This window comes from Streptomyces sp. NPDC059851, assembly GCF_042732005.1.
GTDB lineage: Bacteria > Actinomycetota > Actinomycetes > Streptomycetales > Streptomycetaceae > Streptomyces.
In genome coordinates this window covers 75,057-96,272 of record NZ_JBHWJJ010000008.1, presented here as the reverse complement: position 1 = coordinate 96,272, position 21,216 = coordinate 75,057, and the positions used below count along the sequence as shown (strand labels likewise).

General features: G+C 68.2%; 23 protein-coding genes and 2 pseudogenes. 10 read left to right on the top strand and 15 right to left on the bottom strand.

The window, feature by feature from the left end; translation table 11 throughout:
* Nucleotides 1–29 precede the first annotated feature (29 nt).
* Nucleotides 30–743, top strand: a complete 714-nt coding sequence (locus ACFV7Q_RS04370; protein ID WP_385423430.1) for a carbon-nitrogen hydrolase family protein — start codon at nt 30–32, stop codon at nt 741–743.
* Between the two features lie 7 nt (nt 744–750).
* Here the strand turns inward: ACFV7Q_RS04370 and ACFV7Q_RS04365 are convergent, their stop codons facing one another.
* The 3 genes from ACFV7Q_RS04365 to ACFV7Q_RS04355 all read right to left on the bottom strand — a co-directional run bounded on the left by ACFV7Q_RS04365 (nt 751) and on the right by ACFV7Q_RS04355 (nt 4,958).
* Nucleotides 751–2,340, bottom strand: coding sequence for a DUF2142 domain-containing protein (locus ACFV7Q_RS04365; protein ID WP_385423428.1), 1,590 nt, complete (start codon nt 2,338–2,340; stop codon nt 751–753).
* A 13-nt stretch (nt 2,341–2,353) separates the two neighbouring features.
* Nucleotides 2,354–4,066, bottom strand: coding sequence for a hypothetical protein (locus ACFV7Q_RS04360; protein ID WP_385423426.1), 1,713 nt, complete (start codon nt 4,064–4,066; stop codon nt 2,354–2,356).
* Between the two features lie 241 nt (nt 4,067–4,307).
* Complete coding sequence (locus tag ACFV7Q_RS04355; protein WP_385423424.1) at nt 4,308–4,958, bottom strand: DUF1707 and DUF4190 domain-containing protein; 651 nt, start codon at nt 4,956–4,958, stop codon at nt 4,308–4,310.
* A 123-nt stretch (nt 4,959–5,081) separates the two neighbouring features.
* Here ACFV7Q_RS04355 and ACFV7Q_RS04350 point away from each other — a divergent pair, with 123 nt between their 5' ends.
* Nucleotides 5,082–5,816, top strand: coding sequence for a hypothetical protein (locus ACFV7Q_RS04350; RefSeq protein ID WP_385423422.1), 735 nt, complete (start codon nt 5,082–5,084; stop codon nt 5,814–5,816).
* Here the strand turns inward: ACFV7Q_RS04350 and ACFV7Q_RS04345 are convergent.
* The gene (locus tag ACFV7Q_RS04345; protein WP_385423420.1) at nt 5,813–6,157 is read right to left on the bottom strand and encodes a winged helix-turn-helix transcriptional regulator; all 345 of its coding nucleotides are present in this window, start codon (nt 6,155–6,157) and stop codon (nt 5,813–5,815) included. The genes ACFV7Q_RS04350 and ACFV7Q_RS04345 overlap by 4 nt on opposite strands.
* Nucleotides 6,158–6,254: 97 nt before the next feature.
* Between ACFV7Q_RS04345 and ACFV7Q_RS04340 the strand changes: the two genes are divergently transcribed.
* Nucleotides 6,255–7,145: an NAD(P)-dependent oxidoreductase gene (locus ACFV7Q_RS04340; RefSeq protein WP_385423418.1), complete on the top strand. Its 891-nt coding sequence runs from the start codon at nt 6,255–6,257 to the stop codon at nt 7,143–7,145.
* A gap of 358 nt (nt 7,146–7,503) precedes the next feature.
* Here ACFV7Q_RS04340 and ACFV7Q_RS04335 read toward each other — a convergent pair.
* From ACFV7Q_RS04335 to ACFV7Q_RS04325, 3 genes and pseudogenes are all read right to left on the bottom strand, one after another.
* Nucleotides 7,504–8,253: pseudogene (locus ACFV7Q_RS04335) on the bottom strand (EI24 domain-containing protein); the annotation flags it as partial.
* A gap of 69 nt (nt 8,254–8,322) precedes the next feature.
* Nucleotides 8,323–8,745: an organic hydroperoxide resistance protein gene (locus ACFV7Q_RS04330; protein ID WP_385423416.1), complete on the bottom strand. Its 423-nt coding sequence runs from the start codon at nt 8,743–8,745 to the stop codon at nt 8,323–8,325.
* A 64-nt stretch (nt 8,746–8,809) separates the two neighbouring features.
* A complete protein-coding gene (locus ACFV7Q_RS04325) occupies nt 8,810–9,883 on the bottom strand; it encodes an NADP-dependent oxidoreductase (RefSeq protein WP_385423414.1) in 1,074 nt (357 codons plus the stop codon).
* 308 nt (nt 9,884–10,191) lie between these two features.
* Between ACFV7Q_RS04325 and ACFV7Q_RS04320 the strand changes: the two genes are divergently transcribed.
* The 6 genes from ACFV7Q_RS04320 to ACFV7Q_RS04295 all read left to right on the top strand — a co-directional run bounded on the left by ACFV7Q_RS04320 (nt 10,192) and on the right by ACFV7Q_RS04295 (nt 13,442).
* Nucleotides 10,192–10,449, top strand: a complete 258-nt coding sequence (locus ACFV7Q_RS04320; RefSeq protein WP_385423412.1) for a hypothetical protein — start codon at nt 10,192–10,194, stop codon at nt 10,447–10,449.
* Complete coding sequence (locus ACFV7Q_RS04315; RefSeq protein ID WP_385423410.1) at nt 10,424–10,954, top strand: DUF6879 family protein; 531 nt, start codon at nt 10,424–10,426, stop codon at nt 10,952–10,954. The genes ACFV7Q_RS04320 and ACFV7Q_RS04315 overlap by 26 nt, the downstream gene beginning before the upstream one ends.
* 26 nt (nt 10,955–10,980) lie before the next feature.
* Nucleotides 10,981–11,829: a helix-turn-helix domain-containing protein gene (locus ACFV7Q_RS04310; protein ID WP_385423408.1), complete on the top strand. Its 849-nt coding sequence runs from the start codon at nt 10,981–10,983 to the stop codon at nt 11,827–11,829.
* Between the two features lie 303 nt (nt 11,830–12,132).
* Nucleotides 12,133–12,351 (top strand): hypothetical protein, encoded by a 219-nt coding sequence (locus tag ACFV7Q_RS04305; protein WP_385423406.1) that lies wholly within the window; start codon nt 12,133–12,135, stop codon nt 12,349–12,351.
* A gap of 159 nt (nt 12,352–12,510) precedes the next feature.
* A complete protein-coding gene (locus ACFV7Q_RS04300) occupies nt 12,511–12,942 on the top strand; it encodes a glycine-rich domain-containing protein (protein ID WP_385423404.1) in 432 nt (143 codons plus the stop codon).
* Between the two features lie 71 nt (nt 12,943–13,013).
* On the top strand, nt 13,014–13,442 hold the full coding sequence (locus ACFV7Q_RS04295) for a hypothetical protein (protein WP_385423402.1): 429 nt from the start codon (nt 13,014–13,016) through the stop codon (nt 13,440–13,442).
* Between the two features lie 128 nt (nt 13,443–13,570).
* On the opposite strand, the gene ACFV7Q_RS04290 is transcribed toward ACFV7Q_RS04295, so the two are convergent.
* From ACFV7Q_RS04290 to ACFV7Q_RS04255, 8 genes and pseudogenes are all read right to left on the bottom strand, one after another.
* Nucleotides 13,571–14,923, bottom strand: coding sequence for a DUF3987 domain-containing protein (locus ACFV7Q_RS04290; protein WP_385423400.1), 1,353 nt, complete (start codon nt 14,921–14,923; stop codon nt 13,571–13,573).
* Between the two features lie 88 nt (nt 14,924–15,011).
* Nucleotides 15,012–15,746, bottom strand: a complete 735-nt coding sequence (locus ACFV7Q_RS04285; RefSeq protein WP_385423398.1) for a hypothetical protein — start codon at nt 15,744–15,746, stop codon at nt 15,012–15,014.
* A 238-nt stretch (nt 15,747–15,984) separates the two neighbouring features.
* Nucleotides 15,985–16,452: an HNH endonuclease gene (locus ACFV7Q_RS04280; protein ID WP_385423396.1), complete on the bottom strand. Its 468-nt coding sequence runs from the start codon at nt 16,450–16,452 to the stop codon at nt 15,985–15,987.
* 307 nt (nt 16,453–16,759) lie between these two features.
* Nucleotides 16,760–17,101, bottom strand: a complete 342-nt coding sequence (locus ACFV7Q_RS04275; protein ID WP_385423394.1) for a hypothetical protein — start codon at nt 17,099–17,101, stop codon at nt 16,760–16,762.
* 176 nt (nt 17,102–17,277) lie between these two features.
* A complete protein-coding gene (locus tag ACFV7Q_RS04270) occupies nt 17,278–18,180 on the bottom strand; it encodes a P22 phage major capsid protein family protein (protein WP_385423392.1) in 903 nt (300 codons plus the stop codon).
* A gap of 57 nt (nt 18,181–18,237) precedes the next feature.
* Nucleotides 18,238–18,510, bottom strand: coding sequence for a helix-turn-helix domain-containing protein (locus ACFV7Q_RS04265; protein WP_385423390.1), 273 nt, complete (start codon nt 18,508–18,510; stop codon nt 18,238–18,240).
* Nucleotides 18,511–18,915: 405 nt separating this feature from the next.
* Nucleotides 18,916–20,415, bottom strand: a complete 1,500-nt coding sequence (locus tag ACFV7Q_RS04260; protein WP_385423388.1) for a recombinase family protein — start codon at nt 20,413–20,415, stop codon at nt 18,916–18,918.
* A gap of 94 nt (nt 20,416–20,509) precedes the next feature.
* Nucleotides 20,510–20,701, bottom strand: a pseudogene (locus ACFV7Q_RS04255) (NADP-dependent oxidoreductase); the annotation flags it as partial.
* A 92-nt stretch (nt 20,702–20,793) separates the two neighbouring features.
* On the opposite strand from ACFV7Q_RS04255, the gene ACFV7Q_RS04250 reads away from it, so the two are divergent.
* Entirely contained in the window at nt 20,794–21,216 is a 423-nt protein-coding gene (locus ACFV7Q_RS04250) for a MarR family winged helix-turn-helix transcriptional regulator (protein ID WP_385423386.1), read from the top strand.

Below are 21,216 nucleotides of genomic sequence, written 5' to 3'. Positions count from 1 at the left end.
GGCGGCCTCGGTCGGGCATCCTGGGGCGCATGAAGATCGCCGCAGCGCAGCTGACCTGCATACCCGCCGACATCCCCGGCAACACCGCACGGGCCGCCGCCCTCGCCGTCGAAGCCCGGGACGCGGGCGCCGGGCTCGTGGTGTTCCCCGAGCTCACCCCCACCGGCTACGAGCTGGCCGCCCTCGCCGCCGACCCGGGCCTGTGGATCGCGGACCCGGACGATCCCCGGCTCGACCCGCTCCGGTCCGCCGGCACCGCGGTCGCCGTCAACGTCGCACTGCGCAGCGACGGCCCGCGGCCCGTCATCGCCACGCTGGTCTACTGTGCGGACGGTGCGCCCGTCACCACGTACGTCAAGCAGCACCTGTACCGGCAGGAGCAGGACGCCTTCGCGGCGGGCGACCGCGACGGACACTTCGAGCTCGGCGGGATCCGCTTCTCGCTCGGCATCTGCTTCGACAACCACTTCCCCGAGCTCGCCGGGCGCGCGGCGGCGGCCGGCTGCCGCGTCCACCTCGCCTCCTCCCTGTACGGGACGGGCGGCGGGACCGAGGAGCGGGCGACGGTGTACCCCGGGCTCGCCAAGGAGCACGGCCTGTACGTGGTCCTCGCCAACCACGTCGGCGCGGCCGGCCCCTGGACCGGCTGCGGAGGGGCCGCGGTCTGGGCCCCCGGCGGCCACCTGCTCGCCGAGGCCGACGACCGTACGGCGATGGTGGTGACGGCCGAGGTCACCGCCTGACGGCGGGTCAGCCGGCCGCCGGCACCCTCGGGCGGTGCTGCCCCCTGCGTGCGGCATCGTGCTGCAGCCGGTCCCCCGACGCGGCGGCATCCCGGTCCCGGGCCAGTGCCGGCAGCACCACCGCGAACGCCGCGGCCGTGTACACCGCGGTCCACAGCGCCCAACCGCCGGGCGGCGCCCAGTGCGCCGAGAACGGCACCCAGGGGCCGGATGTGCCGACCGCGAAGCGCCGCAGCGTCCAGAAGAACGCCGCCGCATCGGCGAGCGCCAGCCCGGCCACCGCGAAACCGGTCAGCCTGCGCCAGGGGAAGCCGCCCTCGGGCGACCGGCTCGCCGCGGTCATCACCGCCATCAGCGGCAGGCCCACGGCGAAGGGCAGCAGGTAGCGGCCCTGCCACACCATGCCGAGCTTTTCCGCCTGGAGCGTCTGGGCCACCACCGGCACCACCACGATCGCCACGAGCATGCCCAGCAGCGCCACCACCTCGCGCCCGCGCCCGTAGACCAGCCCCAGCGCCGTCAGCACCGCGAGCACGCCCCACCACACCAGCCAGGTGAAGGCCGGCGCCGGCGTGTCCAGCCAGCCGAAGTAGCCGAGCATCTGGTGGACGTAGGTCTGGGTGTTGCCGAAGGTCTGCCGCGCGGCCTCCTTCATGGTGAGCGTCCCCGGCGTGTTGATCACCGAGTTGTCCGGGTGGGCTCCCGCCCACAGCAGCGCACCGGCCGTGGCCACGCCGAGCAGCGCCGTCCACAGCCACAGCGCCTTGCGGCGCAGCACTTGGCCGAGGACGCCCCGCTGCTGCAGGAGCAGCGCGAAGGAGACCGCGCCGGCGAACCAGATCAGTCCGAGCGGACGGATGTTGATCAGCACCAGGCCGCCGATGCCCACCCGGGCGAGCCGCCGGTTCAGCAGCCGGGGGTCGGGCGACATCAGGACCGACAGCAGGGCCGTCCACACCAGTACCCCGGCGGCGATCTCACCGCCGCTCGGGTTGACCATGCCCCCCATGTACAGGGCCATGGGCGTGGCCGCGGCGAACACCCCGAGCAGCGCCACCGACCGGCGCCGCCACTCCGCGGCCGTTACCACGGCACTGGCCAACAGGGCGGAGCAGAGCGCCGCCGAGGCCAGCCGCATCAGGTACAGCCCGTGCGGCCCTTCCACCAGCAGGCTCGGCCATCCCGTGACCAGGTAGTAGGCCGGGTGGTAGCGGCCGGCTGCGGTGGTGACCTGGACGGTCTTCCCGGAGTGCCCGAGGGCCGGCGCGCAGGAGGCGGGCGTGCCCTCCTTCCAGGCGTAGCACTCGTGCTGCTTCGGCAGCTGCCCGTACCACTGGGGAAGCTGCACCCCGGTCTCGGCGAACTCGCCCTCGATGCCCGCCACCGTGTGGGGGACCATCACTTCGGGGCCGTTGATCTGGCCCCTGGCGACGGCGGCGGCGCGGATGAAGTGCGCGTGCTCGTCGGGTGAGCCGCCGAGCGGGGTGGCGGCCGACCAAGAGGCCGCCAGTGCGAAGAACAGCGCGAAGGCGGTGGCCCAGAGCCGCTTGGGGGTCCGGGCGGCCCCGTCGGCCACCCGCGTCAGTGCGGAGATCATCGGTTGCCCCTGGTCATCGGATGTAGCTCAGCCAGCCCTGGTCGCCGTCCTTGGAGCACTGGCCCTCCGGAGCGAACTTCGGGCACGTCCCGTCCTGCATCCGGATGGTGTGCGACACCCACGGCAGGATCCGGTACGTGCCGTCCTGCGCGGGCATGTAGCGGTCGGACATCGACGAGGAGACCGTACCGAGCAGCAGCAGGAGCGCGCACAGCGTTCCGATCACCGCGCCCTCCCGGCCGGGGAAGCCGGAGCCGGCCGGGCCGCCGCTGCCCGTACCGCCGGCCGCCCCCGCAGCAGCGGAGAGGGGAGCGGCAGCGGAACGCCGGTCGGCCAGCCGCAGCGAGACCAGGTGGGCCACCAGCGCGCACAAGATCAGCCCGCAGTAGAGCAGCTGGTTGTTGGTGCGCGTGTACAGCTGGACGGTCTGCGTCTCGTACATGTGCGAGGCGATGTACATGCGCATCACCCAGGCGCTGATGAACATGGCGGCGATGGTCACCGCCAGCGGCTTGCGCAGACCCAGCCAGATCGCCGCGCCCAGGCAGACGAACGTCACCAGCGCGAACAGCCCGACACCGCCGAACTCGCCGGGCGGTGGCCAGTCGCCCACCTTGCCCGGCATGTCGGTGCGCCACATCAGGTAGTAGGCCGGGTCGGTGAAGTTGTCGAAGCGGAAGTTGTAGTCCTTGGTGGTCTGCCCCTCGATCAGCATGACCATCAGGTAGCGCCCGGCGACCAGCAGGAAGGCTCCCAGGGAGGCCGCCATGAACGCCGCGCCCTTGGCCGGCCCGGTCCGCCAGGGGAAGTACAGCAGGGCGGCGAACAGCACACCGGCCGCACTCCACAGGAACCAGCCGGAGTAGGCGAGGAAGAGCACGCCCAGGACCGTGCCGAACCCGGCGCCCTTGAGCAGTACCGGCCGCCAGCGCTCGGTTCCCGTGCGGCGCAGGGACACCACCATCGCCACCAGCACCGGCACGAGCAGCACCAGCACCGTCTGGCTGTACGGCTTGTACGAGTCGATCAGTGCGAAGGCGGGGACCACGCCGAAGGCCAGCGCCCGCACGGGGCTCAGCAGCGTCCGCCAGGCCAGGTAGACCAGCGGACCAAACGCGGCGGTGCCGAGGATCTGCAGGTCCTTGAAGGCGTACGCGGTGTTGCCGCCGTGGAACCACTCGGCGTAGTAGCCGAGGGTGTACAGGGGCAGCGGCGGGTAGACCGGCGAGCCGGAGGGCCGGCCGTTGGCGACGGCGTGGGCCCACTCGACGATGCGGCCGCTGTCGCCGTTGAGGCCGAACATCGGCCACGGCGTGCCCAGCAGCGCGATCACCGCACCCGCGGCGACGAAACCGCTGGCCAGGCCCGCGATTCCGGCGGAGGCGAGCCGGGCGGCCAGGTCGAAGTGGCGGCCGTGGCGCAGCCGCATCGCGAGCACCACCGCGGCGACGAGCAACAGTCCGAGCAGGGCGAACCGCAGCTGGAGCCCGGCGAGGCCGCTGACCTGGGCGATCCGGTTCAGCGGGTCGAGCTTGAAGCTGCGCGCCAGCACCGGCAGGACCAGGGCGGCACCGAACGCCACGGCGGCTTCCAGCAGCAGGAGGCCGCCGCGGGTGCGCAGGCCGCGCCCCGGGCCGGTGTCCGTGGGTGCGGGGGTGTGCCCGGCGGCCGGTCCGCTCGGGGTACCCGGACGCACGTCCGCCGACCCCTCGGTGCTGACTGTCACTGACGGTGTCCCTACTGCTGGTCGGTGCTCGGCCGGGCGGCCGGGCGTCGTTGCGCAGCAAGCCTCCGCCCGGCGTCCGCGCCCGCCGGTCCGGTGCTCCTGGGGCGGGCGACGGGCCGGGGAGGGCGGTGTGGGCGGTTCCGGCTTTCACTGCCAGGCATACTCACTTTCGCTGCCGGGCATACTATCGGGCCGCCTCCCAGGGGCGGCAGGAGCGGAGGCACTGCCTCCGCTCGCTCGCTCAGCCGAGCGCGCCGAAGCCCGCCAGCACGAAGAGCAGCGTCCAGCCGCCCATCGCCAACCAGCCGAGCGCGAGACCGAGGGTCGCCGGCGCTTCGCCCTCCTCGCCGCGGGCCCGGATCTGCGCCTTGGCGATGTGGCCGGTGATCACGGCGCCGGGGGCGACCATGCCGAGGGTCGGCAGGCACAGCACACCCAGGACGAGTGACGCGATCGCCAGCCCGTTGACCCGCCGCACCGGCGTCGGCACGGTCATGGGCATGGGCAGGGGCATGGCCAGGGGCATCGGCACGGCGAGGGGCGGCGCAGCCGGGTGCCCGGCGAAGGCCGGCGCCGCCGGCCCGGCGCCGTAGGGGACGGCCATCGGCCCGGCCGGCAGATCGGCCACCAGTTGCGCGAGCTGGCCGTACGTCTGCGCCTGGGAGGCCGCGTCGAAGCGCTGCCCGTACTCCTCGCGGGAGAGCCGGCCCTCGGCGTAGGCGGCCTTGAGGACGTCCACCGTGCGGTCGCGGTCGGTGTGCGAGGCGCGCATCGCGGACGGCGGGACCTGCACCGACGGCCACGCCTGCCCCGGCTGCACGGGCGGCGGCGCCCCGTACGGGGACGCGGGCGGGTGGACCGGGTACTGCTGCCCCCACGGCTGCTGAGCCATCCCGCCACCTCCGAAGCCCTGCACGCGTCCGTGCGCGCGTCCGTCCCAGAATGGAGGACGAACGGGCTGCGGCAAAGGTTGCCGCTCTGCCGCGGGGGCGGCGCGTGTGATGAGGTGTCGGTCATGACCGACTTCGAGACGATCACGGTTCCGGGCCTCCTCTGCGGGTACCCGGGAGTCGCCTTCGGCGGGTACGTCGCCGGGGTGCTGGCCGCGCACGCGGCCGCGAAGGGCGTACGGGTGGACTTCCGCCGTCCCGTGCCCACCGACGCCCCGGTCCGGCTCGCCCCGACCGCCGGCGGCGGGGCCGAGCTGACCGACGGCACGGACCTGCTGGCCGCCGCGGTCCCGGGAGAGCCGACGGTCGAGCCCCCGCCGGCCCCGTCCTGGGAGCAGGCCCGGGCGGCGGCCGACGCCTACCGGGCGGCGCCGCCGGACGGGTCGGTCGACTGCTTCGGCTGCGGCCTGGACCGCACCCCGGACACGGGCCTGCGCCTGCACTGCGGCCGGGTGCCCGGCACGGCCCTGGTCGCCACCGCCTGGACCCCGGGGCCCGCGCTCGCCGACGCCGACGGGCTGCTGCCGGCCGAGCTGGTGTGGGGCGCGCTGGACTGCCCGGGCAACGCGGCGGGCCGCCTCCTCGACGACCGGCGGGCCGGCGCGGTCACGGCCGCCCTGACGGGCCGGCTGCTGCGGTCGGTCCCGGTCGGCACGGGGCTGGTGTCGTACTCCTGGATGCTCGGCGGGGAGGGCCGCAAGTACCGCGTGGGCACGGCCCTGGCCACGGCCGAGGGCGAACTGTGCGCCCTCGGCGAAGCCCTGTGGGTGGAGCCCCGGACCGACCTCCACGCCCGCTAGGCGGACGCCTCCTCATCGGTGAGGAGGTTCCGGCTCCCCCACTCCCCGAGGGGCTCCAGGGCCGCGTTGAGGCCGTGGCCCAGCGGCGTCAGGGAGTACTCCACGCGCGGCGGGACCTCGTCGTACGCCTCGCGGTACACGAGGCCGTCCGACTCCAGCTCGCGCAGCTGGGCGGCGAGCACCTTCTCCGACACCCCCGGGACCAGCCGCCGCAGCTCGCCGAAGCGGCGCGGCCGCTGGTCCAGCTCCCACAACAGCGACACCTTCCACTTGCCGTCGATCACGGACATCGCCGCGGCCACACCGCAGTGGTCCGCCCCGGGCCTCCGCGTCACCGACATCACGCACCCCTCCCCACGTGCTCACTCACTTTGAAGTAACCACCCACTCCAAAGTACGTACTTGAGGACCTTTCGGCCCGCCACCAGTCTGAACCCCATGACCGACACGAACGTTGCACAGCGCTCCCTCACCCTGCTCGGCCTCGGCGACATGGGCACCGCCCTGGCCCGCACCTGGCTCGCCGCCGGCCACTCCCTGACCGTCTGGAACCGCACCGCCGCCAAGGCCGAGGCCCTCGCCGCCGAAGGCGCCCTGGTCGCCGCGAACCCCGCCGAGGCGGTGGCCGCGAACGACCTCGTCGTCGTCTGCCTGTTGGACGACGCCAGCGTCGGCTCGGCCCTGGACGGCACCGACCTGGCCGGCAAGGACCTGGTGAACCTCACCACCGGCACCCCGGGCGAGGGCCGGGCCCGCGCGGCCTGGGCCGAGGCCCGCGGCGCCCGGTTCGTGGACGCCGGCATCATGGCCACCCCGGTGATGATCGGGGCGCCCGAATCCGGCGGCTACGTCTTCTACAGCGGCTCCCGTGACCTGTTCGACACCCACCGGACCGTCCTGGAGGTTCCGGCCCCGGCCCGCTACGTCGGCGGGGACCCGGGCCACGCCGCGCTGCACGACGTGGCGCTGCTCAGCGCCATGTACGGCATGTTCGGCGGCATCTCGCACGCCTTCGCGCTCATCGAGGGCGAGGACATCGCCCCGAAGGACCTGGCCCCGCTGCTGTCGGAGTGGCTGGGCGCGATGGGCTTCTTCGTGGGCAACGCGGCCGAGCGGCTGACCTCGCGGGACTTCACCACCGGTGTGGTGTCGAACCTGGCCATGCAGGTGGCGGCCACGGGGACGCTGCTGCGCACCGCCGAGGAGCAGGGGGTCAGCGCGGAGCTGATCAACCCGTACTTCGAGCTGATGCGGCGCCGCCTGGACGCCGACCGGGCCGCGCACGCCGGCGAGGACACCGCGGGCGCCATCACCCTGCTGCGGCGGTAGGCCGCGGACCGGCGGCCGGCGGCGGCCACCGGCCGGTGGATCAGGAGTACGGGTTCGTCGGCGGCCCGAAGCCCCCGGCAGGCCCCTGGGCCGGACCGCCCGCGGGGTACTGGGGAGACTGCGGGTACTGAGGTGACTGCGGGTACTGAGGAGACGGCGGGTACTGGGGGGACGGCGCGGGCTGCTGCGCCGGGTACGGGGCCTGCGGCCGGGGCTGAGCGGGATGCTGCGGCTGCGGCGGGTAGGGGGCGCCCTGCGCCGGCTGCCCGCCCGGCTGCTGGCCGTAGCCGTGGGGCTGGACCCGGGCCTCGCCGGGGGCCTGCGCCGCCCGGGCCGGGGTGTGCCCCTCGCCCTCGGCGTCCCGGTCCCCGTCCTCGCCGCGCAGGTGCCTGACCATGAGCGTCGCCCCGGCCACCGCACCCGGCATGAGGAACACCGCCACCAGCGGCAGCAGGAAGGCCAGCACCAGGGGCACGCCGAACCCGAGCGCCAGCGTCCGCCGCCCGCGCAGCAGCCCGAGCCGCTCCTTCAGCTCCACCTCGCGCCGCTGGAAGGCGACGGCGGTGAGCTCCTCGGCGAGGAAGAAACCGGACACGCAGAACCCGATGACCGGGATCACGGTCTGGCCGACCACCGGGATGAACCCGAGGGCGAACAGCAGGATCCCGAACAGCGCGACCCGCAGGAGCACCTTCAGGCTGTCCCGGGCGGAGATCCACAGCTCCCGGATCAGCGGCAGCCCCGACTCCGGCACGTCGCCGCCCTCGCTGCGGTCGACCTGCTCCGACAGCGACTCGTAGAAGGGCTGGCCGACGAGCAGGGTCACGGCGGTGAAGGTGATCACCGCGAGGAACAGTCCGAGGCCGAAGACCAAGGCGGTCAGGAAGCCCCGGAACAGCCCCTGCCAGGGCGAGGACCAGTCGTCGGCGAAGGGCGTGGCCCAGGCCGTCAGGTCGTCGGCTCCGTAGCCGAGGGCGATGAACGCGCCGGCGTACAGCACCAGCGACACCAGCCCCGGCAGCAGGCCGAGGCCCAGCCACCGTCCGTGACGGAACACCCATTTCTGTCCGGCCAGTAGGTAGCCGAATCCCCCCGCAAGATCGCGCATGGGGTCCAGCTTACGGTGAAGGCCGCCCTCCGGTCGGTGGGCGGCCTTCGAACGCGAGCGCGTACCGGATCAGACGGCGAGCTCGACCGTGATGTTGCCGGCGGTGGCCTTGGAGTACGGGCAGACCTGGTGGGCCTTCTCGATGAGCTCCTCTGCCTTGGCCCGGTCCACGTTCGGGATCACGGCCGAGATCTTCACGATCAGGCCGAAGCCCTCGTCGTTCTTGCCGATGCCGACCTCGGCGGTGACGGTGGCCCCGGAGACGTCGGCGTTCTCGTTGCGGGCGACGACGCCGAGGGCGCCCTGGAAGCACGCGCTGTAGCCGGCCGCGAAGAGCTGCTCCGGGTTGGTGCCGGCGCCGCTGCCGCCCATCTCCTTCGGCGGGTTCACCACGACGTCGAGCTGACCGTCGCTGGTGGAGACGCGGCCGTCACGGCCGTTCTCCGCGGTGGCCACGGCGGTGTAGAGGACGTCGGACTGCTGGATGGACATGTAACAGGATCCTTCTGGTGGTCGCCGCGACTCGCGCCCACGATCGCGACGGTTCAGGACGAGCCTAACCGGTGAAGGAAACGATCATCTTTCCGGTGTTCTCGCCGCGCAGCATTCCGAGGAAGGCCCCGGTCGCGTTCTCCACTCCCTCGACCACCGTCTCGTCGGCCACGAGTTCGCCCGAGCGCAGCCAGCCGGCCACGTCCTTGACGAACTGCGGCTGGAGCGCGGCGTGGTCGTTGACCAGGATGCCCTGCAGGCGCAGCCGCTTGCCGATGGCCATCACGAGGTTGCGGGGGCCGGGGGCGGGCTCGGTGTCGTTGTACTGGGCGATGGCCCCGCACAGGGTGGCCCGGCCGTGCACGTTCAGGGAGGAGATCGCGGCCTCCAGGTGGTCGCCGCCGACGTTGTCGAAGTAGACGTCGATGCCTTCGGGGGCGGCGTCCTTCAGCTGTTCGGCGACGGGGCCGTTCTTGTAGTTGAAGGCGGAGTCGAAGCCGTACTTCTCCGTGAGGAGCGTCACCTTCTCGTCCGAACCGGCCGAGCCGATGACCCGCGCCGCACCCTTGATCTTCGCGAACTGGCCGACGAGGCTGCCGACCGCGCCCGCCGCGCCGGAGACGAAGACGGAGTCGCCCTCCTTGAAGGAGGCCACCTCGAAGAGGCCGGCGTAGGCCGTGAGGCCCGGCATGCCGAGCACGCCGAGGTAGGCGGAGAGCGGGGCGAGCGAGGCGTCGACCTTGGTGGCCTGGGCGGCGTTCACGTCGGCGTACTCGCGCCAGCCCAGACCGTGCAGGACGTGGTCGCCGACCTCGAAGCCCTCGGCGGCCGAGGCGACGACCTCGCCGACCGCACCGCCGTCCATGGGCCGGTCCAGCTGGAAGGGCGGGACGTAGGACTTCACGTCGTTCATCCGGCCTCGGATACCGGCCTTGTGACCAAGTTCGACGTCCAGGTCAAGCTGGGACATGCGTCCCCTCATGTAGGGGTCGACCGACATGTAGAGGTTGCGGACGAGGATGCGGCCAGGGGCAGGCTCAGCCACAGGAACCTCGCGCAGCGCGAAGTCTTCCGGCTTCGGCTCACCCTGGGGGCGGGCGATGAGGTGCCACTCGCGGCTGACGGTCGGCAGAGACATGAGTTGCTCCTAGATGCTTCAGGTGATGAAACAACCATGCACTTCAATATTTCAGGTTGTCAACCATTCTGGCTGCCGCTCCTGTGCGCGCCTCAGTGCACCCGTAGGGCCAGCCCACCCCTCAGTCGCCACACTCTGTCGCTGTAGGTCTTGCGTTCGTCACATAGCCAACCCTCGAAGCTGCCTTCCGCGTGGCCGAGAACTGCCCTACAAGGGCCCCTGTGTACGACCGTCAGCCTTGACGCTCAGGCGCCGCCACAACGAAGCTCGTGCAAGTTGGCGTAAGCCACTCGACACCGGAGGCAGTCATGGCACTACGGTTCATCGGGATTGATCCAGACACCGGGCAGCAGGGCTCCCCCACCGTATGGGTGGACGAGGAGAAGGGGGAGCTGGTGCTTCAGGGCTGGAAGCCAGACGAGAAGCTAGAGGCGGAGTGCGCGGCGTTCGAGGTTCCCGGGCACGCTCCGGGTATCCCGCCGCACGAAGCCGTGATTCGGATTCCGGCCCGTATGGTGCCGATGCTGAGGAAGGCGTGCGATGTCGCAGAAGGAACCGGGCTTTAACGAGCTGCTGGCCGCAGCCAAGCACTCGGCTGTGCACCTGGAGCTGCGCGACTCGTACGGCGTCGGAGATGAGGCCGAGGACTTCGAGACCTGGAAGCGCACGGGCCAGCGCGACATTGACCCGACGTCCTCGTACTGGACGCCGTGGGTTGATTTGATTCGGAGCACGGTTGCCCGAGGCGTGGCGGTCCGCCGCGCTCGCGTTGTGTCGGAACCGGTAACGGATTACATCCGGTACGAGCACGCCGGCACCGTGGTCAACCTGCACGCCGGGGAGCAGGTTCGCTGGCTCCCCAGGCGGCAGGCTTCGGACATCGCGCTCCCCGGAAACGACTGCTGGGTGTTCGACGGAGAGATCGTGCTCTTCAACCACTTCTCCGGTGATGGGAACTGGTCCGAGCCCGGCTGGGAGGTTCGTTCCGAACCCGCCGTGGCACGACTGGCCTCGGCTGCGTTCGAGGCAGTCTGGGAGCGCGGCATCCCGCACGAGAAGTACACGGTCTGACCTGACGGAAAACGAAGAGCCCACTCATGTCTGCGTCCCCCTCGTCCAGCGCCCAAGCCGCCCGCGAAGCCATCGCCGCCCGTCTCGGGGGCCTACGCAAAGACGCGGAACTGACCGGGCATGAGTTGGCTCTTCGGTGCGGCTGGAGTCCCGCGAAGTCGTCCCGCATCGAGCGGGCCAAGACCCCTGCATCGGCCGCCGACATCCGCGCCTGGTGCAAAGCGTGCGGAGCAGAGGACCAGACAGACGACCTGATCGCGGCGAACCGCCAAGCCGACCAGATGTACGTCCACTGGCAAAAGCTGCACCGGCACGGCATGCGCCGGGCGCAGGAGGAGGTTGTCCCTCTTTACGAGCAGACCCGCCACTTCCGCGTGTACTGCTCGAACGTGGTGCCGGGGATGCTCCAGACCGAGGCGTACGCGGCAGCTCTGCTATCGACCATCGCCGCCTTCCAAGGCACCCCTGACGACTCGCAGACGGCGGCAGCATCCCGAATCGAGCGCTCCCGCGTACTCCATGACGGCAACCGCCGCTTCGCTCTCCTGTTGGAAGAAACGGTGCTCCGCTACCGCATTGGCGACGCTCCCGCCATGGCTGGACAGCTCGGCTACCTGCTGGCCGTCATGGCGCTTCCAAACGTGAGCCTCGGGGTAATCCCTTTCACGGCCCAGCGGCTTGTCTGGCCCTTGGAAGCCTTCTATCTCTTCGACGGCCGCCAAGCCAGCGTGGAGCTGCTCACGGCCGCAGTGAACGTCACGGCGCCCAGCGAGGTTGCCACGTACGCCAAGGCGTTCTCCGAGCTGTCCAAGCTCGCTGTCTACGGTGCTCCCGCCCGGGCTCTGATCTCGGATGCGATCACGTCCCTCGGTTAGTTCGCGTGCAAGCTCGTGCAAGACCGTGGCCCGCTCCGTTCCCCGCTTTCTAGGGTCATTCCGTCGACCTCGGAAGCGATCGGGAGGGCGCGGCGTAATGAAGACGGAACCGAATCGGTGGCACGAACCAACGGTGACGCTGCCTACGCGGAAGGAACGCCCCTCGCCCCGGCCGGTGGCCGGTTGCCCCGAGTGCGCGCGGCTGGGCCAGCTCCGGAAGGCCGCTGCGATGGAGCGGGACAGCAGCACGATCGCTGACTGCAACATCCTGCTGCGTATGCACGGGACCGGCCACTGATGGACATGCAGACCTGGAGAGACGGCCGAACACGAGCCACTGATGCCGCCGAGTCCATACGGGCTGCCTTGGCCACCCTCGGCATCCCCGAAGCGGCATGGAGCGGCATACGGCCCACGGTCACCTACAACGGCCTCCCGTACGTACACCTGGGGATGCTCCCCGCCGCCGTGGTGGAGCAGATTGCCGAGGCCATGAGGGCCACGGAGACTTCCGCCCGCTGAGGGCGGGAGACGGCCTCAGCAGGCCGTCAAGCAGATCAGGAGGTGCAGGCATGACTGACCCCCGCGACAAGACCGAGGGCGACGGAGAGAAGTTCCCGCCCCCGCCCGCCGCGTAGCCAGCCCCCAACCGTCGAGAGAGGGAATCTCACTGTGACGACCATGCTGGAATCCCCCGTCGCCTTACGGCACGGGCGGGACCTCGTCAGTCCCGAGCTGTTCGAGAAGGTGTCGGAGTTCTGCGCGGAGGAGTACGGACACGAGCTGTCCACCGCACGCCGGATCGTGGACCAGGCCCTTGCCTTCCTCAAGGTCATGGGCGACACCCGCGCGTTCGAGATGACCCCGTCCCAGGTCGTTGACCCGGGCTGGCACTCGTTCGCGCTCCACACCCGCGCCTACGCCGCGTGGTGCCAGGAACAGTTCGGCTACTTCCTGGACCACGAACCGAAGGCCACCGTCCGCACACGGCCCCTGATCGGCTCCGTGGTGGAGCGGGTCAAGGCCGCGGGCTTCTACGTCGACGAGCGGATGTGGGGCGCCGCGAAGGACTGCAACCCCCCGGCCTGCTGCGGCGACGGCGACGGCTGCTGATCCCCTCGAACGAAGTAGGACCCGGGCACGTCACAGGTGCCCGGGTCCTACCCTGAGCAAAGGTACCGCCCATGGCATCTGACGAGGGTCTGACCGGGAGCAGCAGGGTCACCGTGTTCGCCATGTTCGGCGTGGTCTTCGGCTACGCCGTGCACCACCTGGACGAGCGTCGTATCGGCGACGTGGCCGTCGTCGGCCCGCTGACTCCCGGGGTCGAGTGGGGGCGCCTGTGGCAGATGGCACGAACTTGCGGCCGGCCCACGGCCAGCGAGACGGAGCTAGCTCAATGGGTGCTCACTCAGGCCACCCGGGCGTTCGTCTGTGGCAGCGACCGCATCGCGCAATTCCAAGAGCAGGGCTGGAAGCTGGAGCCTGGTGGGAAGCGCGTCAGCTTCGAAACCACCTACGCCAACCGAGACCACCTGTGGACCGGCAACCTGACCGTGGATGGCCTCAGCCCTGACCAGGTAGCCGAGCGCCCTTCGCTCTACCGAGCGTAGCTCGCTAGCCCTGGCGTCCTGCTGCCCAAGCGGATCCCGTCCCGAACTGCCCTGCCCACTGGCATAGTCGAAGCAACGAAAGAAGCCCCGGCCGATTGGCCGGGGCTTGCTTGGTTTGTTGGGATGGTTCAGAGCAGCGCGCGGAATGGGTTGGAATCGAGAACGGGAACGGCTGGCCGCTTCACCGGTACCGGTTCCTTGGATTGCTTGGGGGCCGGGCGGTAGGTGTCCAGGCGGACGACCGTGGCCCGGTTTGCCTCACGCTCCGCGCTGGCCGGCTGCGGCACAGCGTCACTGGAACTGTCACCGGGGAGCGTGAAGACGGTAGCCGGGCGGCCCGTCTTCCCCGACCGTTCCACGGTGACGACGATGCCGGGCAATGCCTTGACCTCTTCGGCGGTGGCTCCCACGTAGGGCAGGACCTGAGAAGAGGTGGCCCGACCACCGTGCAACTCGATCCGGGCCCGGACCTTCTCCGTCAGGCTGAGCGGTTGCCGCTTCATCTTCGGAGTACTGGCCCCCCTGGTGATCCGGACCGCGTCCTGGACAGAGCGGCGTACGAGGGTGAAGGCGGCCGACAGCATCTCTTCCGTGATGGTCTCGGAGCACTCGGACGCTGCCAGGCAAGCTGCTACCCGAAGGGTTTGTTCGGCCGTTCTCTCGATGAACACCGACTGTGCTTCGGGCAGGGTCTCACCCAGGATGCGGGCATAGCGGCGGACGATCCGCCACAGTGGCCGTGAGTCCTCGGAGAGGGTGATCACCCGGGGTCGGGCGGTAGCCCAGCCGTAAGCGTCGGACAGTTCGGAACCGTCCACTTTCGGCAGGCTGATCCGGTCATCGTCCAGCATCGGAACGGAGCCGAGCAGGAACGGCAGGATGCGGTTGTACGAGCCTCCGGCCGCCTCCGACTCTCCAACGTACTTGGCCCAGTCAGACGGGGTGATGTGCGAGTGGAGGACCATCGCAGGGTCGCGTACTTCCTGCGCTTCATCTTTGGTCGTGTTCCGGACCGTTGCACCGTCCCAGGCTGCGCGTAGCTTGGTGGTGAACGACGGATCGCGCTTGACCCGCTTCAAGACCTCCGTCCATTCCTCCTCCACCACCAGAGCCCGGACGTCGCGCCCGTGCTCCGTCTCGGCGGTCGCTTCCTGTTGCTCCCACAGGTGATTGACCAGACTGGCCCCGGACGTGATCCCGGATGTGGTGTGCGTGGCGAGGAAGCGCCCCAGGGAGCCGTCCATGACCTGAATCGCCGCCCGCAGGGCGGTCCCCTTCCCCCTTCCTGTACCGGCGCAGAGCGCGGACCAGACGAGCACGGGCCTGCTGCTGCCACGCGACGACACCTTGACCGTTCCACCGATCGCGGCCGACCACATCGACAGGGCCGCCACATACACCCCCAACGGGTCCGTCTCAAGGAACGGGGTGATCTTTCGAACCGCGCGACCGATGGGACCGTACAGAACGGGGGTGCTCATGCTGCCTCTATCTCAAGGAGGGTTAGTTGGGTGGCCACTGGCCGGGGCGGCCGGGCGTACTCGGTGCCCGGCATAGTGAGGGCGGCATTCAGGCCGCAACTGCTTTTCCCTGCGTAGGAGTCCGGTTGGCCAGCTCGTACGCGTGACGGACGTTCAGCGGGACACGCCCCTGAGCGGGAAGGTTCGGCCACCCGTTCTCGCGCGCCCAGCGACGGATCAGCCGGTTCCGCTCCCGCGTGCTCATCCCCGAACGGTCCACCTTCGCCGGCTCCGGAAGCGGGTCACTACCAACCAACTCACCAGCACAGACAGCGGCCTTGAACCGTCCCGGGGCCCGGACGTCCATGCAGGGGATGTCATGCTCGGCAGCGTCCCGCAGCTTCGTAGCGTTGCGGTCCCCACCTTCACCGAGGATCAGCAGGACCGTGCTGTCATCGGCACGGCCAACCACCTCGTAGCCCAGGTTCCGCATCGCCTCACGCGCCGTGTCCCAGTCGTAGCCCGGAACCTCCCCCGCGATCATCACGGACCGCACAGCGTCAGGCTCCGCCGCTTCCTCAGCCACGTCCGGCACGTCGTCGCACTCCGACTCGACAGGCACCACATCAGCCAGCGCCACGGGGTCAGGGTCGGCCGCGACGTCTTCCGGCGACCCCAGGGCATCCACCAGGTACAACCCGAAGGACTCGGCGTGAGATCCGCAGAGGTCCCACGTACGCACTCCCAGGGTCAGCGCTTCCGTGGCCTCTTCCTCGCTCCCATCCTTCGCAAGATGGGCGTCACAAAGCGTCTTGAGAACGGGGATGAGAACCGTCTTACGCATGACGTGGGAATCCTTTGATTCGGGGCCGATGAGGCATGGAGTCGATGGGCCGGAGCACTGCTCTTACGGCTGCCGCACTCACCGGTGCGACGCGATCAACCCTGCCAATTCCTTATCACGGAACGGTAACGAACAGATTTCTAGATCATTACTCTCGTGAATACAATTGCCGGGGTAATGCCTAGTTAGAAGGAAATGGGGACCGCCGGGGGCGCCTTCCTGGAGGCGGGATCGCCAATCAAGATATGGAACCCAGAAGCCGAGGACGTGGGGGAAGTGGGTAGCCTGCCTGGCGAGCCGCCAGCTCCTTTTCTCCTATGAGTTCCCTCCTCCATCGATCAATGAAGGCCCTACTCTCTGGAACGCCGAGCCAGGTGTTGTTGACGAACCACTTGATACGCTTTTCGTTGGCTATCTCAGCGCTCGCGGCCTCTATTCGTTCAATAGCCCTGTTTTGCTCTTCGTGGATTATCTCGCAAACATCTCGAATCGTTAGGTGCGCCCAACCCTTTGGATTGGCTTCGATTTCCATGAGCCAGCGGGGGAACAGTCTGTCTCCCTTACTTTCGTTGCAAGCCGTGCACGCTGGAACAAGGTTCTTCCAGTGATGTGGGCCCCCTTTGGCTAGGGGGATGACGTGATCCATTACCTCCGACTCAGCGTCTTCGCAGTAAACGCAGAGTCCCTCATTGGACATGAGCACCATCAGGTGCACCCACAACTGAAACCGATCCCGCCCCACTAACCCTCCCGACTCGCCTTTGGTAGGAAGGTAGTTGACGGCACCGACAGTCAGTCTTGTTGATCCGCCTGTCGGCAGACGAAGCAGTGTTCCGGGTGATGCTCCAGGCTGTCGCCCCAGGGCCGTGGCTGGCCCGTCAGCTCCCAGCCCACGTGAACACTGACCTCCGCGAGGCACCTGGAGCACTGCCGTTCCATCCAGGGGCACTCGGTGCCGGGACGATGCAGGCCATCATGGGTCCGCGCGGCTCCGGCCTTGGCCGCCCGCCTGCTCACTCGTCTCCTTCGAAAGCCCAGCCGAGACGCTTCATTCCGTCCGCAGTGAGACCCAGGGAAGTTGCCAGGTGCCGGAACTCCATCTGATGTGTGGCGTTGGATGTGCCGTCGAGGATCTTCCCGAAGTAGGTCAGCATCGCGGCCACGGTCGGGACGTACGACTCGTCCCACCTCGCGGCCTGGGGCGATTCCCACCACTGTCGCCACTGCTCATGTTCAGCCTGGGTCCACTGACGGGCCGCGGGTAGCTCGGGAACAGGCAGGCCGTGATCAGTGGGCAGCACTTCCAGCCCCTTGTATCGGGAGTGCGGGGAATTGGGGTTACGCATCTTAGGCATGACGGCGTCCTCCTTCATATGTCGTGGGGAGTCACTGCCGGCTCGCAGGGCCGCACGGCCGAGCGAGACGGGAGTGTTCTGAGGTGAGAGGGGAGCTCGAAGCCAACAAAGAAAGCGGGGCCTCCGCCGTTTCGGCAGAGACCCCGGACGCTGTAAGGAGCAACCCGTTACGCGGGTCAGGCGAGCTTGAGGCCGACCGAGCGTCGATCGTCTAGGACACACGATCCGACGTAGGCATCCATAATGGAGCGCTGGTTCAGGCTGTCCTCGTTGAAGGTCATCAGCCAGCGCATGGAGTAACCCTGATGTCCGGCCGAGGCGGAGAACTCACTTCGCACCACGGGCGGGGAGCACACGGCCATGGCGAACGCCGAACCGACGTAGGCCACGGCAGTCTTGTCAGCCAGGTACGGCGAGTAGACGACAGTGAAGCCGTACGCCTCACCAATGACCCCACCACGGAGCGTCTCATCGGTTCCTGCCTGGGCGACCTGAGAGAAGTTGTCGTCCTTGAGGAGGACGTTCTTGACGTCCGGGGAGACAGCCAGCCAGCGGCGGCCCAGCGTCCGGCCCTTGTCCAGGACGGTTCCGGCGTCGATGATCGCATGCCGAGGCTGGGCAGCATTGATGGTAATGAGCCCCGAAGCACCGTCCACCGAGCGCTTGTTCATCGTGTTGGCGATGTTCTGTTCCAGGTAGTCACCGACTCCGGCGGACTGGGGAAGCGTAATCTGCTCCTCGAACGTGTGCAGATCGAAGCGCATTTCCTTGTCGGTGATCTCGACCGCCGAAAGTGCGTGATCAGTGATCTCCAGTTCAACAGTGGTCTCCTTGACTGGCTGGACCATGCTGTTCACTGAACCATTGAAATTGCCAGCCTTGAGCACTTCGGGACGACGGATGCGGACCTTAGTCCCTACCCCGCCCCGGAAGTCCCTTTCGGCATCCCGGTGCACGGTGTGAGACAGCCCCTTGAACCCCACCAGCATGTCAAGGGCTGTCGAAGCAATAATCTGGGAAATGGCGAAACTGTTCTCGGATAGGACAGCTTCCTGGACACTCATAGGCTGTTCGGTCATGGGCACCTCTAATTAATCAATGGTTTGAGTTCGAAGACTGAGCAAGGAGACTTCCGTTCACGCGGCAATCTCCTTGTGCATGTCAGTCCTAAGCAAAGAATCCAGAGCCTCGGCAATGCGCCGATCCCCGGAACCGTCGTCCTCGATTAGGGCCAGCAGCGGAACACAAAGGATGCGGGTGGCCGGTACGAGAATGCGCAGACTTGGGCATGTGGCCCCGGACTCCCACCGGTAGACAGTTGACGGTGAGACATGAAGCTCATGGGCCAGTTCCTCAACGGAGATACCGAGAGCGATACGGCGGGCTGTGAAGTGGTTGCGCTTGAACATGGCTCCTCCTCGCAGTGAGTTGCCTAGATGCGAATCTTGACCAAAAGAGATGGCCCCGGCCTCCAGGGCAAGAGGAGGCCGGGGCCGGCTAGAGATATCCCAAAAAGGCTCTCTCACTATTTATGTACGTGTCCTTTCAAGCCTTTCGGGACACTCGAATGAGCAAGAGAGACAGGGATCACTCCCAACATCGCGTTGGGCTACGCCAAGCTTCAGGCTCCGGCATCCACTCACCGTGTGACCCTCGTCTCACATTCCTTGGGTACTGTCCCACTTCACGTCAGAGGACATGTACATACTTCTTGAGGGGTTCTCTATATCTAGTGGGGCTCTCTATAAGCAGAGGCCCCCTGCCTCAAGCAGGGGGCCTCTTACCTTTCACCAGCTCAGGGACCGGTCAACCTTCTATACCGAAAGCTCTTTGGTCTGCCTCTCCGAGTAGGACTCCGGCCTGGGCTCCACCTCAAAAGTCTTCTCCCCGACCATCACAGCGTATCCAGAGTCAATGAGCTGCTTGCGCTTCCCCTCCAGGTCGAGGGTGGGCCAGAGCTCAGAGAAGGTAAGCCCTTGGTCCTCTTCCGCCCATCCAGCTTTCTTGACCGGCTTCGCCTCAAGTTCCCGCTTACGAACCTTGTACTGGTTCATTCGGAACCGATAGCCTTCCTGGTCATCATCCCAGTCACCTTCTTCATCCTGCTTTCGCAGACGCTCCATACGCTTGATGATTTCGGCAAGCTCTTTGGAACTGTCAGATCCAGGAACCCACACCTTCTTGGTAACCCTGTCCCGGCCGAACTTCTGGAGAAAGTGAATCTCGACCATTTCTTCAATTGGCTCAGCACGGCAGGAGATTCCAGCACAGCGGTTCTCCTTGGGCCAGGCACCGCACTGGTAGTACCGATAGGTGACACCCCGGAGAGTCGAGACCTTGTGAATGGCCTTGGCTCCGCATCGACCGCAGTGCACCACCCCGTACATGGGGCTGGTCCCATTCACCCGTCGGACAGAGGTGTGCATTCGCCGCCGGATCGCTGCTTGAAGCGACTCCCACTCATCATCCGTGAAGACAGCATCGGCAATTTGGATGGGCCTTCCGTCCATGCCGTAGATCACTTCCCGGTTGTGCTTTTTCCGCCCCAAGAGAGCTTCGTCGGTCAGAAGCTTCTTCACGGAGGTCTCCGACCAGCGCTCAGGCGTGCCCTCCTCCCCGCCCCGGGCCTTGACAGGCTTCCCCCTTCGCACCCTGGCCCTGTCTCGGGCTGTCAGAACGCCTTCCGCGTTCAGGTGCTTGGCCAGGCCGGCGAACGATTCACCTTCGATCATGATTCGCCGCATCTCGCGAAGCTCCATGACCATGCCTTCATCGAGTTCGAGGTAGGCGGCCGTCTTGCCATCCTCGAATCTGTGCACAGTCTTGTAGCCGAAGGGAGGAATCCCGCCCGGCCAACGAGTGGTGAAGCGGCGCCGGTCGTGGGAGTCCTGAACACGCGCCTTGATTCGCTCCAACTCCTTGTGAGGCCCCAGGGATTTGACGTGGGCAATAGCACGCCCCTCCGGGGTGGTCAGATCGAGAGATGGGTCATCCAAGACAACCAGGGTCTTGTCCCACTCGATCACCTTGAAGACGAAGGCCATAAAGTGCGGTTCGCTACGGGAAAGGCGGTCCTGGGTGGTCACCCACAGCTCATCCCACCTTTCACGGCCCTCGGGCTTGAGCCATTCACCAAGATCAGGTCGGGCGAACATGTCCACATCGCCGGACACAGACAGGTCAACGGCGGTGCCGACGATCTCCACCCCCTCCCTGATGGCCCTGGTCCTGAGCTTCATGTCCTGGTCTTCGATGGACTCCGAGCGCTCGCCCTTGTCGTCCGAGATGCGCTCCGCAAGCAGTACACGCCTCATGCCGTCCCCTCCCCTGCGCGGCCCCCGCCGCACTCCAGTGGCCCCGGATTCCCTTGCCGTGCGCCCTGGTTCGCCATGCTAGCGGATGTTGTCAAACGCTCGTCATCCGGCCGCGCATGTACGGGTCCACGGACATGTGGAGGTTGCGCACCAGGATCCGGCCGGGGGCCGGGGCTGCGACCGGTACCTCGCGCAGGGCGAAGTCCTCGGCCACCGGCCAGCCCTGGGGACGGCGGACGAGGTGCCACTCGCGGCTGACGGCAGGGATCGCGGGGGTCTCGGACATGGTGCACTCCAAACCGGGAAAATGCTTCAGGACGTGAAACAACCATGCGCCTGGATATTTCAGGTTGTCAAGCAAATGGGTACGCTGGATCCATGCCCAGTCGTCACGTGGACCCCCTGACCGTCGAGGTCGTCGAGCTCATCGGCACCGTCGTGGCCCGCTACCACGAGGAGTACGAGCAGGCCGCCGCCAGCCACCAGCTGACCGGCGCGCAGGCGCGCGTGCTGAACCTGCTGTCGCTCGAACCGATGCCGATGCGGCACATCGCGCAGAAGCTGAAGTGCGAGCCGTCCAACATCACCGGAATAGTGGACCGACTGGAGTCGCGCGGCCTGGTCGAGCGCCGGCCGGACCCGGCCGACCGGCGCGTGAAGCTGGCCGCGCCGACCGAGGAGGGGCTGCAGACGGCCGACCGGCTGCGCGCGTCCTTGGACTTCGCGCGCGAGCCGCTGGCCGGGCTGTCCACGGCCGAGCGGGCGGTCCTGCGCGACCTGCTCAAGCGGATGCTGGGCTGA

Coding starts and splice junctions, on each gene's coding strand:
- ACFV7Q_RS04370 (WP_385423430.1), top strand. CDS start 30: ATGAAGATCGCCGCAGCGCAGCTGACCTGCATACCCGCCGACATCCCC.
- ACFV7Q_RS04365 (WP_385423428.1), bottom strand. CDS start 2,340: ATGATCTCCGCACTGACGCGGGTGGCCGACGGGGCCGCCCGGACCCCC.
- ACFV7Q_RS04355 (WP_385423424.1), bottom strand. CDS start 4,958: ATGGCTCAGCAGCCGTGGGGGCAGCAGTACCCGGTCCACCCGCCCGCG.
- ACFV7Q_RS04350 (WP_385423422.1), top strand. CDS start 5,082: ATGACCGACTTCGAGACGATCACGGTTCCGGGCCTCCTCTGCGGGTAC.
- ACFV7Q_RS04345 (WP_385423420.1), bottom strand. CDS start 6,157: ATGTCGGTGACGCGGAGGCCCGGGGCGGACCACTGCGGTGTGGCCGCG.
- ACFV7Q_RS04340 (WP_385423418.1), top strand. CDS start 6,255: ATGACCGACACGAACGTTGCACAGCGCTCCCTCACCCTGCTCGGCCTC.
- ACFV7Q_RS04330 (WP_385423416.1), bottom strand. CDS start 8,745: ATGTCCATCCAGCAGTCCGACGTCCTCTACACCGCCGTGGCCACCGCG.
- ACFV7Q_RS04325 (WP_385423414.1), bottom strand. CDS start 9,883: ATGTCTCTGCCGACCGTCAGCCGCGAGTGGCACCTCATCGCCCGCCCC.
- ACFV7Q_RS04320 (WP_385423412.1), top strand. CDS start 10,192: ATGGCACTACGGTTCATCGGGATTGATCCAGACACCGGGCAGCAGGGC.
- ACFV7Q_RS04315 (WP_385423410.1), top strand. CDS start 10,424: ATGTCGCAGAAGGAACCGGGCTTTAACGAGCTGCTGGCCGCAGCCAAG.
- ACFV7Q_RS04310 (WP_385423408.1), top strand. CDS start 10,981: ATGTCTGCGTCCCCCTCGTCCAGCGCCCAAGCCGCCCGCGAAGCCATC.
- ACFV7Q_RS04305 (WP_385423406.1), top strand. CDS start 12,133: ATGCAGACCTGGAGAGACGGCCGAACACGAGCCACTGATGCCGCCGAG.
- ACFV7Q_RS04300 (WP_385423404.1), top strand. CDS start 12,511: ATGCTGGAATCCCCCGTCGCCTTACGGCACGGGCGGGACCTCGTCAGT.
- ACFV7Q_RS04295 (WP_385423402.1), top strand. CDS start 13,014: ATGGCATCTGACGAGGGTCTGACCGGGAGCAGCAGGGTCACCGTGTTC.
- ACFV7Q_RS04290 (WP_385423400.1), bottom strand. CDS start 14,923: ATGAGCACCCCCGTTCTGTACGGTCCCATCGGTCGCGCGGTTCGAAAG.
- ACFV7Q_RS04285 (WP_385423398.1), bottom strand. CDS start 15,746: ATGCGTAAGACGGTTCTCATCCCCGTTCTCAAGACGCTTTGTGACGCC.
- ACFV7Q_RS04280 (WP_385423396.1), bottom strand. CDS start 16,452: ATGGTGCTCATGTCCAATGAGGGACTCTGCGTTTACTGCGAAGACGCT.
- ACFV7Q_RS04275 (WP_385423394.1), bottom strand. CDS start 17,101: ATGCCTAAGATGCGTAACCCCAATTCCCCGCACTCCCGATACAAGGGG.
- ACFV7Q_RS04270 (WP_385423392.1), bottom strand. CDS start 18,180: ATGACCGAACAGCCTATGAGTGTCCAGGAAGCTGTCCTATCCGAGAAC.
- ACFV7Q_RS04265 (WP_385423390.1), bottom strand. CDS start 18,510: ATGTTCAAGCGCAACCACTTCACAGCCCGCCGTATCGCTCTCGGTATC.
- ACFV7Q_RS04260 (WP_385423388.1), bottom strand. CDS start 20,415: ATGAGGCGTGTACTGCTTGCGGAGCGCATCTCGGACGACAAGGGCGAG.
- ACFV7Q_RS04250 (WP_385423386.1), top strand. CDS start 20,794: ATGCCCAGTCGTCACGTGGACCCCCTGACCGTCGAGGTCGTCGAGCTC.